11 protein-coding genes are annotated in these 14,165 nt (G+C 69.1%); 5 read left to right on the top strand and 6 right to left on the bottom strand.

Annotated elements, in window-relative coordinates; translation table 11 throughout:
- The first annotated feature begins 77 nt into the window (after positions 1–77).
- Positions 78–1,016 (top strand): AraC family transcriptional regulator, encoded by a 939-nt coding sequence (locus tag DMH03_RS21890; RefSeq protein ID WP_125793803.1) that lies wholly within the window; start codon positions 78–80, stop codon positions 1,014–1,016.
- Here the strand turns inward: DMH03_RS21890 and DMH03_RS21885 are convergent.
- The 5 genes from DMH03_RS21885 to DMH03_RS21865 form a co-directional block, all read right to left on the bottom strand.
- Entirely contained in the window at positions 1,000–1,413 is a 414-nt protein-coding gene (locus tag DMH03_RS21885; RefSeq protein ID WP_125793802.1) for a type II toxin-antitoxin system VapC family toxin, read from the bottom strand. The two genes, DMH03_RS21890 and DMH03_RS21885, sit on opposite strands and share 17 nt — an antisense overlap.
- Positions 1,403–1,669, bottom strand: a complete 267-nt coding sequence (locus DMH03_RS21880) for a type II toxin-antitoxin system Phd/YefM family antitoxin (RefSeq protein WP_125793801.1) — start codon at positions 1,667–1,669, stop codon at positions 1,403–1,405. Before DMH03_RS21880 ends, DMH03_RS21885 begins: the two co-directional genes overlap by 11 nt.
- 53 nt (positions 1,670–1,722) lie before the next feature.
- The gene (locus DMH03_RS21875; protein WP_125793800.1) at positions 1,723–6,192 is read right to left on the bottom strand and encodes a hypothetical protein; all 4,470 of its coding nucleotides are present in this window, start codon (positions 6,190–6,192) and stop codon (positions 1,723–1,725) included.
- A 178-nt stretch (positions 6,193–6,370) separates the two neighbouring features.
- Positions 6,371–7,111, bottom strand: coding sequence for a hypothetical protein (locus DMH03_RS21870; protein ID WP_125794026.1), 741 nt, complete (start codon positions 7,109–7,111; stop codon positions 6,371–6,373).
- A 47-nt stretch (positions 7,112–7,158) separates the two neighbouring features.
- Positions 7,159–8,610 (bottom strand): hypothetical protein, encoded by a 1,452-nt coding sequence (locus tag DMH03_RS21865; RefSeq protein ID WP_125794027.1) that lies wholly within the window; start codon positions 8,608–8,610, stop codon positions 7,159–7,161.
- A 109-nt stretch (positions 8,611–8,719) separates the two neighbouring features.
- On the opposite strand from DMH03_RS21865, the gene DMH03_RS21860 reads away from it, so the two are divergent.
- From DMH03_RS21860 to DMH03_RS21850, 3 genes are all read left to right on the top strand, one after another.
- The gene (locus DMH03_RS21860) at positions 8,720–9,157 is read left to right on the top strand and encodes a PPOX class F420-dependent oxidoreductase (RefSeq protein ID WP_125793799.1); all 438 of its coding nucleotides are present in this window, start codon (positions 8,720–8,722) and stop codon (positions 9,155–9,157) included.
- Between the two features lie 314 nt (positions 9,158–9,471).
- A complete protein-coding gene (locus DMH03_RS21855) occupies positions 9,472–11,985 on the top strand; it encodes a PQQ-dependent sugar dehydrogenase (RefSeq protein WP_125794025.1) in 2,514 nt (837 codons plus the stop codon).
- 72 nt (positions 11,986–12,057) lie between these two features.
- On the top strand, positions 12,058–12,576 hold the full coding sequence (locus DMH03_RS21850; RefSeq protein WP_125793798.1) for an NUDIX domain-containing protein: 519 nt from the start codon (positions 12,058–12,060) through the stop codon (positions 12,574–12,576).
- On the opposite strand, the gene DMH03_RS21845 is transcribed toward DMH03_RS21850, so the two are convergent.
- Positions 12,551–13,162 (bottom strand): TetR/AcrR family transcriptional regulator, encoded by a 612-nt coding sequence (locus DMH03_RS21845; RefSeq protein ID WP_233611577.1) that lies wholly within the window; start codon positions 13,160–13,162, stop codon positions 12,551–12,553. The genes DMH03_RS21850 and DMH03_RS21845 overlap by 26 nt on opposite strands.
- An 84-nt stretch (positions 13,163–13,246) precedes the next feature.
- Between DMH03_RS21845 and DMH03_RS21840 the strand changes: the two genes are divergently transcribed.
- Complete coding sequence (locus DMH03_RS21840) at positions 13,247–14,122, top strand: sterol desaturase family protein (RefSeq protein ID WP_125793797.1); 876 nt, start codon at positions 13,247–13,249, stop codon at positions 14,120–14,122.
- The last annotated feature ends 43 nt before the right edge of the window (positions 14,123–14,165 follow it).

Raw genomic sequence — 14,165 nt, 5'->3', positions numbered from 1 at the left:
GTATGGCGCATCGAGTGACCGTATCGATGGCTGAAAACGCCACGAGCATATCCATTTGTCGCACTATGCTCGGCGGCATGGACCTGTTGGCCGAAACCCTCGCCGTGGGCGGCGTCCGTGGCACCGCCGGCGCCCGGATCGAGGCGTCCGGGCCGTGGGGGATCCTCTGGCACGGCATCGCCGGTGCGGCCTTCTACGCCGTCACCTGCGGGACGGCCTGGCTGGACGTGGCGGGCCATCCGCCGCGGCGGCTCATGCCCGGCGACGTCGTCCTGCTGCCGAACGGACCGGAGCACACCCTGCGCAGCGCCCCGGACGTCGCGATCATTCCCAACCTGTGCACGGCGGCGGAGAAGGCGCGGGAGTGCGGCGGAGTACTGCGCCTCGGTTCAGGGGAGGTCGAGACCCACGTCCTCGGCGCGTCCTACGACTACGACCCGGCGGTGTCCACCCAGGTGATGGCCACTTTGCCGGAGCTGGTGCACATCCGCGCGAACCATGTCGGTGGCGGGCTGGACGACACCGTCCGGCTGCTGTCGCGGGAGCTGGCCTCTCCGCAGATCGCCACCGAGTTCGTCCTCAACCGGCTCGTCGACATCCTGCTGGTCCAGTTGCTCCGCGCGTGGCGGACCGAGAAACCGGCCGAGACGCGGGGAACCTGGCTCGGTGTCCTCGGCGATCCGCTGATCAGCGTGGCCTTGGCCAAGATCCACGAGGCGCCGGCGAAACCGTGGACCACCGACCTGCTCGCGGCGGAACTGGCGACCTCGCGCAGCACCTTGACCCGCCGTTTCCGTGAAACGACCGGCCGGACTCCCGGCGATTACCTGACCCAGTGGCGGATGGACCTGGCCGCGGTCCGGCTCCGCGACACCGACGACACGGTGGACACCATCGCCCGCTCTGTCGGCTACACGTCGGTGTACGCGTTCAGCCGGGCCTTCCGGCGGGCTCGAAGTCAGGCGCCGGGGCAGTACCGGACCTCGACCCGGGAAGGTCTCAAGACGGCCGGGTGACCGGAACGACGTCGAGGAGTTCCTTCAGGCCTTCGAAATCCTGCGGGTTGGTGGTGTACAGGGGCATTCGGTGCGCGACGGCCACACTGGCGATCATCAGGTCGGCGACACGGCGCCGGGGCGTCCTGCCCATCGCGAGCACGCAAGCCGACACCCTGCCGAAGATCCGGGCCGCCTCGGTGCCGAAGGGCAGCGGGTCGAATTCGGACTCCACCCGTTGCAGCAGATCCGTGCGCCGGGCCCGCTCGGCCGGGTCCGCGGTGTAGTGCGGTCCTGCTGAAAGCTCGGCGAGCGTGATCGTGCTGATCGACATCAGGTCCGGCAGCTGGGCGTGATCGATCGTCCGGCGCAGGATGAGGATGTTCGTGTCGAGCAGGCCGTGAACCTCAGCGGCCATAGGGATCGCCCGCCTCCCCTTCGAAAGCGTCGTCGAGGTCCGCGCGGAACCTGTCCGGGTCGATGAGCGGAGCGTTGGCCGAGCCGGTGGCGAACTGGTCCCGGGACACGGCGTGCCTGCGACACAGCGGGACCAGCTGGGCGATGGGCGAGCCGCTACGGGTCACGGTGAAGGTTTCACCGTGCTCGACCGCGTCCATGATCTCGCCGGACCGGTTCCGGAGATCACGCTGGGAGATCTCATGCTGAACGCTCATGTGCCCACTCTAACACCCTGTGCCCCGATGTGCCACGCTGTGCCACATCGCCGTCAGGCCGTCTCCTCCTCCGGTTCCGGCTCCTCCGCGGGCCGCGTGAACAGCCGCGTCGCGGAAAGGCGGGCGACTCCGTCCGGCTCGCCCAGGTCGTCGGTCGCGTTCCGGATCGTCGCGTCGACGGACAGGTATTTGCGGCCCGCCCGCAGGTCCGCGTCGTTGCGCAGCCGCACGATCAGCGGGAACTCGCTCAGCGCGCCGGCGTCGAACAGGCCGGTGGTGTAGATCAGCTGGACGCCCAGCGCCTCCGCCACCGCGCGCTGAAGTTCCAGCAGGTAACCCGCCGAAGCGCGGCCGATCGGGTTGTCGAGGAACAGCACGCCGGAGTGCCGGTTGCGTGCCTTGCCGCGGTTGTTCGCCCGCAGCGCCGCCAGGGTGCAGTACAGGATGATCGCCGCGGTCAGCTGCTGCCCGCCGGAGAACACGTCCCGGATCTCGGAGACACGCTGGCGTTCGGTCCGCAATACGGAGTCCGGCTTCAGCATGTCGACCCGGAACCCCTTGGGGGCGGCGGCCTGCACGCCGCGCAGCACGAGGGAAAGCCCGTCTCGCTTGACATCCCGGCCGTCGGAGGTCTTCCCCACCGCGGCCTCGTCGACGACCTCGCCCAGTTTCTCGGCGAGCACGTTCTCTTCGAGTTCGGTGAAGCGGATCCGCAGGAACTCCTGGCCCGACCAGTCGCCGAGACCGTCCGGCAGCCGCGAAACCCGTTGTGCCGCGCGAAGAGTGCGCAGCGCGCCGTCGACCATGCCCTGCAGGCGGGTGATGATGCCGCCGCGGTGCCGGTCGATCTGCGCGAGATCGTCGGTGAGCGTGCGCAACCGCGGCCGCAGCGCCTCCGCCCATTCCGCGGCATGGGCGGGCAGCTGATCGCGGCGGACCGAGATCACCTGCTGCCGCACCGGCGTGCTGAGCTTCTCGAAGCGCTTGTCCGTCGCGTACTGCGCCAGCTGGTCGGCCGCGGCCCGCACCCGGCGGTCGCCCGCGTCGGCGGCGTCCTGTGCCTCCGTGAGCGCCGTGTTGAGCCGGGCGTGTTTGGTGCGCGCGGATTCGACGTCGCCGTCGAACGCGGCCACGCCGTCCGATTCGGACAACAGATGCGCCATGGACTCGGCCAGCAGACCGAAGCCGGACGCGGACACCTTCGCGGACTCCAGCGTCGCTTCGGCCGCGGCGCGGCGCTCCTGCAGTTCCTCCCATTTCCGCGCGGCGGCGGACACTTCGAGGCTCGCTTCGTCGATCAGTTCCAGGCCGTGCTCGATGTCCTTCGGCCTGGCGTCGAGGGCGAGCTGGGGGCTCGCTAGCTCCGGGAGCTGGGCCAGTTCCGCCTTGCGGGTCGCGACGAGCCCGACGATCTCGGTGCGTTCCTCCTCCAGCACGGCGACCGCCCGGTTCGCCCGCGCCTGCGCCGCCGCCCGCGCGGAAGCGTCGGAACCGTCCGGCGTCTCCAGCAACGACGAGGCCCGCTCGCGGACGGCGTCGTCCAGTGCCTCGAAGGCCGCCCGCGCGGACGTCTCGACGCTTTCGGCCTGTTCGAGTTCGGCCCGCAGATCACTGCCGACCTCGACCTTCGCGTACGCCTCGGAAGCCGACGAGAAGGTACGCCGCAACGCGTCCACCGGCTCTGCGGGCACCGGATCGTCCTCGGTGACGTCGCTCGACCCCGGAACCTCGGCCAGTTCGGACTTCGCGGTCGTCGCCGTGCGCCGGTGCCCGTCGGCGGTGCGCTGTTCCTCGCCTGCCTGCTCGCGCAACCGGGAAGCCTTCACCGCCGCTTCGGACGCCGTCGACTCGGCCCGCTCGGCGGTCTCCGTCGCACGTTCGACGTCGTCCGTCCACTCGGGAATCTTCGCGGCACGCGTGGCGAGCGCCTCGAGACCGCGGGCACGCTCCCCCGCCTCGGCCGAAGCCGCGCGCAGTTCGGGGACCCGCTCCCGCAGCCCGGTCGCCTTCTCGCCGAGGCGCTGGAACTCCTTTTCCGTCTGCTCCAACGCGGTCCGCGCGGTTTCGTGCGCGGTGCGCGCGTTCTGCAGCTGCTCGGCCAGCGTCGCGATGCTGCCCGGCGGGTAATCCTCGCGCCACGTCTTGAGTTTCCACGACAACGCGCTGTCGTCGGCCAGCGAAATCGCCAGCGCTTCCAACCGGCGCTGACGTTCCGCGTGCCGCAGCGCGATGGCCTCGCGCTCGGCGTCGGCTGCCTCTTCGTCGTACATGGCCGGGTTGGGCGGCACGAGGAACTCGATGCCCGCCTCTCCCGGCAGGCGATCGGTCGTGGTGGCCTCGGTCGTGGAGACCGGGATGATCGTGGTGGGCAGCAAACGCCGCTCCGCCAGGACCTTCTCGGCGAGCCGGACCTGCTCCGGCTCGTTGAGCAGGATCCCCGAGACGAGCTGGGGCGCACGGGCCAGCACCGCAGCCCGTCGCTTCTTGTCCAAAGTGGACAGATAACGCCAACCGGACCACGCGTTCATCCCGGCGGCTTCCAGCGCGTCCAACGCGGCCTGGACCTCTTCGGTGGCGGGCAGGAGACCGCCGGAACCGAGTGCGTTCAGCGCGCGCTCGTCGACGGATTCCTCCATCCGCAACGCGGTCTGTTCCTTCTCCGCGGCCGAACCCGCCTCGCGGAGCCGTTCGAGCAGCACCGGGAGATCCGTCTCCAGCGCGACGTCCTCCGCGCCGAGGAGCTCGCTCAGCCGGGGTTCGACGGCGAGCGCGTCGGTGCGCCGATCGGCCCGGTCGAGCTCGTCGGCCGCGCGCTCCAGCCTGTCCTTTGTGGACCCGGCGAGCCGGTGCGCGTCGTTGACCGTGGCCTGCGCGGAGCGCAGATCCTCGGCGACGCGTTCGAGTTCCTGTTCACGGCGGACGAGTTCCGCGGCGGTCGTCTCGGCCTCGGTCCTGGCCTCGCGGGCCGCCTCGGCGACATCGGCCCCGGCCTTGAGCGCGCCGGACCGGACGGCTTCCGCGATCTCCTCACGGACCTCCGCGATCCGCGCGCCCAGCCCGCGGGCCTCCGCCCGGCGCGAAGCCGCGAGGTTCGCCGACTCGTCCCGTTCCGCCTGTGCCTTTTCCGCCTCGGCACGCAGGGCGCCGACCTGCGCCTCGGCCTTCACCGCCTGCTCGGTCGCGTTCTTGGCCAGCGCCAGCAGGCCACGCGCGAGCGCGGCCGCGGCGGTGTTGCGCGCCTGCAGCGCGGGCTGCGCCTTCTGCTCGCGGTTTCCCACCAGTTCCCGGAAATCGCGGGCCTTGCGGGCGGCGTTGAGGTGGTTGAGCACGGTGGCGCATTCCCGCCATGCCTCGGCGGAGGTCTTGGCCTCGGCCAGTTCGCCGTCGACCCGCTTCTTGCTCTCCTGCGCCTCGTCGAACCGCAGTTTCCCGACCAGGCGGCGAAGTTCGGTTACGCCTGCGGTGAGACGACGGTGGTCGCCCTCGGCCAGTTTCTCCGCGGACTTCACCTCGTCGACGTGCTGTTCGAGCCCGCTCAGCCGCTCGTTCTCCAGCTTGTCCCGCGCGGCGACCTGGCAGGCCAGCGTCCGCATCTCGGCGCGGGCCGCGTCGGCGAGCTTCCGTGACGCGGCCGCGACGCCTTCCTCTTCCGCCAGCGGTGTGAGCAGATCGAGGGCACCCGCGACGAAGTCCCGCTCCGACAGCAGATCCCCCCGCTGGGCGAGGTTGTGCGCGTAGGTCGCGACGACCTCGGCGAGGTCCTTCGGCTCCTCCTCCGAAAGGACCGCGCGCAACAGGAACTCGACGAACGCCTCGTCGGTGCTGAACGCGAAGGCGTCCGCCGCCTCGCCCTCACCGGCGTTCATCGCGCGCTGGTACCGGAAAAGCTCGGTGTCGAGGCCGAGACCGTCTAGCCGGGACGTCCATTCGTGGTGACGCCGGGTCCAGAACAGCTCCAGTTCCGGCTCGCCGCCGTGCACCTTGTCGAGCTGGTCGTGGAAACCGGACATCGTCAGCAGCCTGCCGTCCGACGTCAGCGGCAGCGAGTCCAGATCGAGCGAGGGGGTGGGACGGAAGCAGTACCAGGAATCGACGAGGTTCTCCGAATCCGCCGACACCACGTGCCCGCGCCATTCCGACACCTTGCCGGTGATCACCCGGTGGCCGGTCTCGACCTGCAGCCACTCCAGCACGACGTGGGAGACGTCCTTGGCGGTGACGAACTTCTCCAGCACCTTGGTGTTCGTGGTGCCGACGACCTGGCGGCGGCCTGGCAGCATGACCGAGAAGATCAGCTTGATCAGGACGGACTTGCCACCGCCGTTCTCCAGGAACAGCACGCTCGCCGGCGACGGGCGCCGCGGCGGCCCCTCCCCCGCCAGGTGGATACCGGCGCTGAACAGCGCGTCCTGTTTGGGCGCGGTGATGGCGGCGCCGACGCCGCTGAAGTCCAGCACGACGTCCTGGTACCGCGCGCCCGCCGGGCCAACCGAGTGCAGGCGAACCCGCGAAAGCTCGTACATCTCTTCCCTCCCCTATCCGAGAACCCGCGTCCGCGATAGCGCCGCCAGGGCGCTGGTTCCCGTTGCCACCCAAGCTCTGCTTTCCGGCGCCCTGCCGCCGCGATAGCGGGGCCTCCGGCCCGGGCGGGTTCGCATCGGCTGATTTCCGCTCATCCCCACTGCTCCGCTCACCAGCCGTCTAGAGCGTGTCCGACGCAGCAGCTCGCAGTGTCCCGCCGCCGTTGGCGACCGAGACCACGTTCAGCTCGAGCAGATCGTCGAAGGCCGCGTCGGCGGCGAGTTCCCGCACCTGCACCTGATAGCGCGGCGTCGTCCGGTAGGTCCCGCCCTGTTCCCCGCTGACCTGGACGAGAAAGCCTTGATCGGCGAGGAAGCGCAGGGCCCGCGCGACCATGCCGCGCGTGGTGTCCGAAGCCAGCCTGCCGTCCTTGGTCGCCGCCGCCGCGGGACGCCGGGCGTAGGCGCGCCATGCCTGTTCGAGCTCGGGCGCGTCGGCCAGCGGGTCGTTGTTCGCCTCGGCCGCCGCCGCGCGCTCGTCGAGGATCCGGCAGGCCTCACGCACCATCGCGTCCACCTGCTCGACGCTGACGCGGCCTATGTAGGTGTCGTTGGCGAGGTCGTCCGGGCGCGGGTAGCCGAGCGCGGCGGTGGCCAGGTGGACGAGCCCGTGCAGGACCTTCTCGGTCTCCCGGCGTTCGCGGATCTTGCTCTGCCGCGCGTAGCTGTCCATTTTGATCTCGAAGACGGACTCGTCGGTCGCCGCCAGCACGGCACCGGCCTGGAGGTTGACCTCCAGCACCATCAGCCCGAGCCCGGCCGCGACCGCGTGCGTGAGCTGTTTGAACGCCCTGTCCTCGCCGTAGCGCCGGACGAGATCGCCGTACACGACGTCCCGCGACGGCAACTGCTTCGGGCGCATGCCGAAGGAAACCAGCCTGGCCGCGGATTCGACGTCCCCGGTTGTCGTCACGCGACCTCCTCCTCTTCTTCTTGGCGATCCACTGCGGCCGACGAAAGCAGCAGATCCGCTCCGCCGAACTCGGGATCTTCGAGCAGCGTGCCGTCGTCGACGGCCAGCAGCACTTGACGCTGCCCCAGCCGCAGCGCCGCGCCGACCTCGGGACTGTAGGCGTGCACCGCCCGCAGGGCGACCAGGGCAGGCAGCCCGGGATCGATCCGGCGGGCCTCTTCGAGCAGTCCGGACAGCCGTCGCGGCACCTCCGGCAGGTCGAGCAGGTCGTCGGCGAGGCGCCACTGCTCGTCGCCGAACTTGTCGGTGACGTCGGCGGGCATGAGCTCGGGCTCCGGGATCTCGCCGACGAGCTGGTCGCGTTCCGGTGCCGGCCGCAGCAGCAGCGACACCAGCGAAGACAGCGACGGCACGGTCGGCGGCGAGATACCGGCGCCGGCGTGGAAGAACGACTCGGCCGGCGCGACGGCCTCGGCGATCGGCAGGCCCAGCGTCGGCATCAGGAGCTGGCCGAACAGGTCGATCGTCGCGCGTTGCGGCGGCCCGGAGAACTGCTGGCGGTCCTGTTCGGCTCGGAACACCGCACCGGCGTCGGCCAGCCTCGACTGGAGCCGGGTGTGGCGGCGGATGCAGTCGCTGACGATGTCGACGAGTTCGGCCGCGCGGCGTTTACGGTCGAGGTCCTCGGTCTCGTCCCGCGACGCCGTGATGTTCTTGAGGATCGCGTTCTCCGCCCGGAACCGGGACTCGATATGGGACAGCGCCTGATCCAGCAGGTCCGGGACCTCGCGCTCCCAGTCGACCGCGCGGACGTCGCGCCGGGTGGCGTCCAGCTTGGCGCGCAGTGTCTCGCCGTACTGGACGGTCCGGTAGCGGGCCTGTTCGGCGGCGAGCTTCGCGTCGGCGAGGCGGCCGCGGTTGATCAGGTTCTCCAGTTTGACCTCGGCCGCGATCTGGGCGGACTCGACGTCGGTGTCCAGCGCGCCGACGAGGACGTTGATCGCCTCGTCGGTGGCGCGCAGGTAGACCTCGTCGTGGCGCTCGGCCAGCTCGACGAGCAGCTTGAAGTCGAACTGGCGGCGCTGGTAACCCCCGCCGGGGCCGATGGAACCGTAGACGCGGCGGAACCCGCGATCGGTGGTGCCGACGTTGATCAGGTTGTCGAGGACCCACCGGGCGACCTTGGCGTGCTCGTCCGGCGTCCGGCCGGGCGCCTGGAGCGCGACGAACGGCAGCAACCGCGCGATCACCTGTTCGTGATCGGCGCCGGTGTCGAAGTCCATCGACACCGTGACCTGGTCGATCGTGTGCAGCGCGATCTCGGCCATCTGGTAGATCGTGGCGTCCGCCCAGTCCAGCTTCGCCTTGCGCGCGTCGAGGTCGTGCAAGGGCGCTGTGCAGGCCAGCGCCTTGAGGCGGCGGGTCAGCCCCTCGTCGGCCAGCCCCATCCCGGTCAGCTCGTCGTCTCGCACAGCAGGCCAGGCTAGTCGCCACCCCCGGCGACCCGCACGGGTGACCGGGGTGCCCGGCGCTCCGGGCGGCGGTAGCGTCTGGTCCATGCGTGAAATGAGCCGGGACGAATGGTGGAAGTTCTCGAGTGAGGGCACCCGGACGGGCATGCTCGGCCTGGTCCGCGCCAACGGGGCGCCGATCGTGACTCCGGTGTGGTTCCTGCTGAACGAGGGTACGGACGGTGACGAGCTGATCTTCACCACCGGCACGGAGACCCTCAAAGGGAAGGCGCTGCGGCGCGACCCGCGGCTCTCGCTTGCTGTCGACGACCAGAAGCCGCCCTACTCGTATGTGCAGTTCACCGCTGAAGCCGTGCTGCACGACGACCTCGACGAGATGCTCGAATGGGCGACCAAGCTCGGTGGCCGGTACATGGGCGCCGACCAGGCCGAGGCCTACGGCAAGCGGAACGCCGTGCCCGAGGAGTCGTTGGTGCGCGCACGGATCACGAAGGTGATCGCGCGGGCCGACATCGCCGGCTGACCCGATAGCGCGTGAAGGCCCCCTTCCCTCGGCTCAGCCGAGGGAAGGGGGCCTTCACGCGCTATGGGCGCGACACCCGGACAGCCCGTTTCACATGACCCTCTGTGTTGATGTTGGTCAAGTATTGACACGAAGCACCCTCTGGTGTGTGATCTGAACCATAGATAGGAAAGTTTCCTAACTAAAACTCCCTCCCCCGCCGGGCCCGCCCGGTCCGCCGTTGCACCTCCCGACCCCGAACTTCACGCATGGAGGCTCCAGTGGCACCCCGACCCCCGTGGCGCGCGTTGCTCACGTGTGCCGCCGCGACGGCGATGACCCTCGCCGTCCTGCCTGCTCTGCCCGCCGGCGCGGCACCGACCGACCATGAATCCGAAGCCGCGACGATCTCCCAAGGCGCCGTCGAAAAGAACCACGCCGGCTATTCCGGCACCGGGTTCGTGAACTTCGACAACGTCGCCGGCAGCTACGTCGAGTACACGGTGAACGCCGCGCAGGCCGGAACCCAGACGCTGACTTTCCGCTACGCCAACGGAACCACGATCGACCGGCCGGTTTCCTTGAGTGTCGACGGGACCGCCGCCGGCACGCTGTCCTTCCCCGGGACCGGCGCGTGGACCACCTGGAAGACCGTCACCAAGGACGTCGCCTTGGCCGCCGGGGCGAACAAGATCCGCACCACCGCGACGACCGCGAACGGCGGTCCCAACGCGGACAAGCTCACCGTGAGCGGGGTGGCCGACGCAGAAGCGCCGACCCCGCCGAAGAACCTGGCCGCCAAGGACATCAAGGCCCGCAGCGCCACCTTCACCTGGGAAGCCGCGACGGACAACGTCGGCGTGGTCCGCTACGACGTCATGCGCGGTGGCAACGTCCTCAAGACCGTCGACGGGAACACGCTCACCGCGACCGTCGACAACCTGCAGCCGAACACGGCCTACGACATCTCGGTCGGCGCCTTCGACGCGGCCGGAAACCCTTCGCAGCAGAGCAATGTCGTCCAGTTCACCACGCCGCCCAGCGGGGACACCACGCCGCCGACGGTGCCGGGGAACCTGCGCTCGACGTCGGTGACCGCGAACAGTGTCTCCTTGGCGTGGAACGCTTCCACGGACGACAGCGGCACCATCGCCGGCTACGACGTCTACCAGGGCACCACGAAGGTCGCGACGACACCGTCGCTCGAAGCCACGATCACCGGGCTGACGGCGAACACGTCGTACACCTTCACGGTGAAGGCGCGTGACCTCGACGGCAACGCCTCGGCCGCGAGCGCCGCGCTGACCGCGAAGACGAGCGGGAACGCGGGCGGCGGAATCCCCGAGTACGACAAGGAAATCACCAAGGTGGACCTCGCCTGGTCGGTCGACTTCCTGCCGGACGGCACGGCGCTGGCGACCGAACGGGACCGGTTCGAGATCCTGCGGATCACGCCGTCGGGTGAGAAGACCACGGTCGGCAAGGTGCCCGGCGCGGTCGGCACCAACGGCGAAGGCGGCCTGCTCGGCATCGCGATCTCGCCGAACTACGCCACCGATCACGCGATCTACCTGTACCACACGGCATCCGGGGACAACCGGATCGTGAAGATGACCTACGACAACGGAAAGCTGTCCTCGGCGTCGACGCCGGTGCTCACCGGGATCGCCAAGAACCGCTACCACAACGGCGGAAGGCTGCGCTTCGGCCCGGACGGAAAGCTCTACGCCACCGCCGGCGACGGGCAGAACAAGGACACCGCGCAGAACAAGGGATCGCTCAACGGCAAGATCCTTCGGGTCAATCCCGACGGCTCGGCGCCGAGCGACAACCCGTTCTTCTCCACCGGCGGCAGCGCCCGCTACGTGTGGAGCTTCGGACACCGTAACCCGCAAGGCCTGGCGTGGGATTCCCGTGGCCAGCTGTGGGCCTCGGAGTTCGGCGACGGCAAGCTCGACGAGCTCAACCTGATCCAGAAGGGCGGCAACTTCGGCTGGCCCCAGTGCGAAGGCACCGAGGGCTCCTGCGGAGGCACTGTCGCGCCGAAGAAGACTTGGTCGACCAGCTCCGGCGGGCCGAGCGGGATCGAGATCGTCAACGACTGGATCTACGTCGCGGCCGTCACCAGCGAGCAGCTCTTCGCCACCCAGATCAACGCGGCGGGCAACGGCGTCGGTTCGGTGCAGTCGCTGTTCTCCGGCCGCTGGGGCAGGCTCCGCTCGGTCACCAAGACACCGGACGGCGGCCTGTGGGTCACCTCGACCAACGCGGACAAGAACGGCGGCACGCCGAGCGGGATCGACAACGTGGTGGCACGGTTGAAGTTCCCGGGTACCTCGCAGCCGGGAGCGTTCAAGCTGACCAGCTCCGCGTTCGCCGACAACGCCTCGATCCCGGACAAGTTCACCTGTGCCGGTGACGGCACCGCGGGCCAGGACACCTCCCCGCCGCTGACGTGGAGTGCCGGGACCACCGGCGCCAAGGGATACGCGGTCGTCTTCGCCGACGTGGCCAACAACGGCAACAAACTGCACTGGGCGATCTGGGACATCCCGGCGTCCTCGGGGTCCACAGTGTCGCTGCCCGAAGGCCTCGGAGCGGGCTACACGGTCCCGAACCAGAACGGTGCCAAGCAGAAGGCCATGGGCAGCGGGGCGAACTCGCAGAAGTACTTCGGCCCCTGCCCCGGCGGCTCCAGCCATCCCTACACGTTCACGCTCTATGCCCTGAAATCGGCGACGGTGCCGGGCTTGTCCTCATCCTCGACGATGGCCCAGATCGAGACGGCGATCAAGAACGCCTCGACGGCCAACGTCAAACTGCGCGGCAAATCCAGCGCCGCGTCCTGAGTCGCGGTCGGGGTGTCCGGAGCGGCGCCGGGCACCCCGGCCGTTTCCACGGAAACGCCTAAGCTCCCCACGGTGAAGGACTGGAAGTTCTGCCCTCGCTGCGGCGACCGCACGCGAATCGACGGCGACGGCGAAGACACCCATGTCGAGTGCCCCGCCTGTGGCTTCACCAAATACGACAACCCGCTGCCGACCACGGTCGGGCTCGTCCTCGACGGCGACCGGATCCTGTTGCTGCGCCGGGAACAGGAGCCGCGGAAGGGCAGCTGGGACACCGTCGGAGGGTTCCTCTCCGGCGCGGAGACCGCCGAGGACAACCTCGTCCGCGAAGGGCTCGAGGAAATCGGCTGCGAACTCCGGAACCTCCGGTTCGCCGGATCGTACCCGTCCGTCTACGGCGACACCGGGCTGACGACGATCGGGCTCGCCTTCGTCTGCGAACTCCCGCCGGACGCGGAAATCGTGCTGTCGGAAGAGAATTCCGAGTACGCCTGGTTCCCGCTGGACGATCGCCCGCCGCTCGCCTTCGCCGACTGCGAGGCCGCCGTCGCGGCCTTGGCGGCGCTCACCAGCCGAACAGGTTCCGCATGATCCGCGAACAGCGCTCGGTCATCGCCGCGGCGTCCTGATCCGGCTGGTCGATCCACCAGCTGATCAGGGAATCGACCACTCCGGTCCACACCTGGGCGATCGCCTCGATGTCGCGATCGTCGTCCAGCCCGCGCGAATGCATCAGCTGCGCGGCGCCGATCAGCGCGAATCCGTCGAGCCGATGGCGATAGCCGACCGCGACGCCGGCGATCTCGCCGGTCGACGGCACCGTCGGGTCGCGGAGCAGCTTCCACGCGTACCGGTCATTGTCGAATGTCTCGAAAATGGCCGAGAGCACCGCGAGCGGCATGCGTTCCGGCGGCCCGCCCTTCCCCGCCATCGTCTCGGCGACCCCTTCGGTCAGCCTGTCCCCCGCCCGGTGCAGGCAGGCGAGGTACAGCCCGTCTTTCGAGCCGAAGTACTGGTACAGCAAGGGTTTCGTGACGCCGACCCGGCGGGCGATCTCCACCATCGACGCCCCGGCGTACCCGTTCTTGCCGAACTCCTCCGTCCCGGCGCGCACGATCTGGGTCTCCCGTTCCTCACGGGGCACCCCCTTCGTGCCGACGGCCCTTGCTTCTGTCACGGCGGTTATCTTACCCTGAGGTAAATGACCCCAGGGTAAGTTACCTGATGGTCAGTTAACCGGGGCGGGACAGGGAGAGGTGCGATGGCGGAGTTTCTTGCCCATTTGAGTGACCCGGTGTTGCTGGCGACGCCGGTGTTCCTGCTGTTCGTCGCGATCGAGATCCTCGCGCTGCATGTGCTCGGCCACGACGACAACGTCATCGGCTACAGCGTCAAGGACACCCGGACCAGCATGTCCATGGGCGCGGTGGCGGTGGTGATCAACGGTGTCTTCCGCATCGCCATGCTGTTCGTGTTCGCCGCGCTCTACGAACTGGCGCCGGTGAAGTTCAGCCCGCACGACTGGTGGACCTGGGTGCTGATGCTGCTGGGGCAGGAGATCGTCTTCTACGCCTACCACCGGGCCAGTCACCGCGTCCGGATCATGTGGGCCGGCCATCAGGTGCACCACTCGAGCGAGCACTACAACTTCTCGACGGCGTTGCGGCAGAAGTGGACCCCGTACTTCCAGCTGCCGTTCTGGTCGATCCTCGCCCTCGCCGGGATCCCGCCGTGGATGATCCTCACCGGACTGTCGATCGACCTCGTCTACCAGTTCTTCGTGCACACCGAGAAGATCCGGAAGCTGCCGCGCTGGTTCGAGTACGTGTTCAACACGCCGTCACACCATCGTGTGCACCACGGCAGCGACCAGGAGTACCTGGACGCGAACTACGGCGGCATCCTGATCATCTGGGACCGGATGTTCGGCAGTTTCGTCCCGGAAGGCAAGCGGCCGACCTACGGGCTGACCAAGAACGTCGAGTCCCACAACCTGCTCAAGGTCGGCTTCCACGAATACGGCTCGATCCTGCGAGACGTCCGCGCCGCCGGGTCTTGGCGGGACAAACTCGGGTACGTGTTCGGCCCGCCGGGCTGGCAGCCCAAGGCGGCGCTGAGCCCAGGCCGTGTCCTGTGAGTGCTGACCTGCGGAAAGAGAGCGGGGGACCTTTGCTCTCGCC

It is taken from the genome of Amycolatopsis sp. WAC 01376, assembly GCF_003947415.1.
GTDB lineage: Bacteria > Actinomycetota > Actinomycetes > Mycobacteriales > Pseudonocardiaceae > Amycolatopsis.
The sequence above is the reverse complement of the archived record's forward strand: the minus strand, read 5'-3'. Positions and strand labels throughout refer to the sequence as shown.

Bases quoted from the DNA above. Each gene is read 5' to 3' on its own strand.
- DMH03_RS21890 (WP_125793803.1), top strand. From the start codon at position 78: ATGGACCTGTTGGCCGAAACCCTCGCCGTGGGCGGCGTCCGTGGCACC.
- DMH03_RS21885 (WP_125793802.1), bottom strand. From the start codon at position 1,413: ATGGCCGCTGAGGTTCACGGCCTGCTCGACACGAACATCCTCATCCTG.
- DMH03_RS21880 (WP_125793801.1), bottom strand. From the start codon at position 1,669: ATGAGCGTTCAGCATGAGATCTCCCAGCGTGATCTCCGGAACCGGTCC.
- DMH03_RS21875 (WP_125793800.1), bottom strand. From the start codon at position 6,192: ATGTACGAGCTTTCGCGGGTTCGCCTGCACTCGGTTGGCCCGGCGGGC.
- DMH03_RS21870 (WP_125794026.1), bottom strand. From the start codon at position 7,111: ATGCGCCCGAAGCAGTTGCCGTCGCGGGACGTCGTGTACGGCGATCTC.
- DMH03_RS21865 (WP_125794027.1), bottom strand. From the start codon at position 8,610: ATGGGGCTGGCCGACGAGGGGCTGACCCGCCGCCTCAAGGCGCTGGCC.
- DMH03_RS21860 (WP_125793799.1), top strand. From the start codon at position 8,720: ATGCGTGAAATGAGCCGGGACGAATGGTGGAAGTTCTCGAGTGAGGGC.
- DMH03_RS21855 (WP_125794025.1), top strand. From the start codon at position 9,472: ATGACCCTCGCCGTCCTGCCTGCTCTGCCCGCCGGCGCGGCACCGACC.
- DMH03_RS21840 (WP_125793797.1), top strand. From the start codon at position 13,247: ATGGCGGAGTTTCTTGCCCATTTGAGTGACCCGGTGTTGCTGGCGACG.